The 752-nt window shown below is 56.1% G+C and carries 2 protein-coding genes; both read right to left on the bottom strand.

Going from position 1 to position 752, the window contains the following annotated elements; translation table 11 throughout:
- Positions 1-95 precede the first annotated feature (95 nt).
- Complete coding sequence (locus M1B34_RS33710; RefSeq protein ID WP_268267443.1) at positions 96-524, bottom strand: phage tail assembly chaperone; 429 nt, start codon at positions 522-524, stop codon at positions 96-98.
- Between the two features lie 13 nt (positions 525-537).
- Positions 538-752, bottom strand: a 215-nt coding sequence (locus tag M1B34_RS33705) for a gp53-like domain-containing protein (RefSeq protein ID WP_268267442.1), incomplete at its 5' end; no start/stop codon positions are given.

Below are 752 nucleotides of genomic sequence, written 5' to 3'. Positions count from 1 at the left end.
CCACTCATGGATAAGCTCCAGAAATGAAAAAGCCCCGCATGAGCGAGGCTGTGAGGGTGTGACGGGAAAGAAAACGCCCCGTCAGTGCGGGGCGTTTATTGGGTTTGCTCGGCGATCCAGGGCGGCGCCACCGGGCGATGCGCGGACTGCGGAAAGTCCGGTGACTGCGGCCAGTCGCGCAAAGCTTGCATGTAGATCAGCAGCTCGGTGAACTGCTCACCAGAAAGTGTGGGCTCCACCTCGATCTCCAGTTGGTCACGGTGCCGCTCACGCAGCCACATCACTGTGGACAATTCAGTGTCGCGCCATTCGCGCTCCAGGCCCGCTAGATCCGCAACAACCGCCGGTGCGTCAACCAGGTATGGCAACCCCTGCTCATCGTGAGCGCGTACCTTACCGGCTGTGGGATTTGCGATAACAGACTGATAAAGCGCCTCAGGAATCTCGACTGCATCATCAGGAATTACGCTATGAATTGAGGTGAGATACGTGCAGCCAGTGGACTTGCTATAAAACCGGTTCATGAGGTGGCTCCTATTAGTGGCCAATCGCAAGATAGAAAGCACCTTGCAACGAGTTCGTACCTGAGCCGTTATCGTTGGCCAGAAGCATCAACAGAGCTCTTTGAAACTCCAGCCCACGGTTGAATGACACCCGTCTGCCCCCATAAACAGCAGGTGCCGGATTTGAAGTTGTTGCCAACGCACACAAACACGTCGTCGGAAATTCGATGGGGAATGGCACCGTGAGTG

This window comes from Pseudomonas morbosilactucae (assembly GCF_023241715.1).
GTDB classification, from domain to species: domain Bacteria; phylum Pseudomonadota; class Gammaproteobacteria; order Pseudomonadales; family Pseudomonadaceae; genus Aquipseudomonas; species Aquipseudomonas morbosilactucae.
This window is presented reverse-complemented; position numbering and strand designations above follow the sequence as displayed.

What these genes read in the sequence shown, in the direction of transcription:
- M1B34_RS33710 (WP_268267443.1), bottom strand. Translation starts at nt 524, where the DNA reads ATGAACCGGTTTTATAGCAAGTCCACTGGCTGCACGTATCTCACCTCA.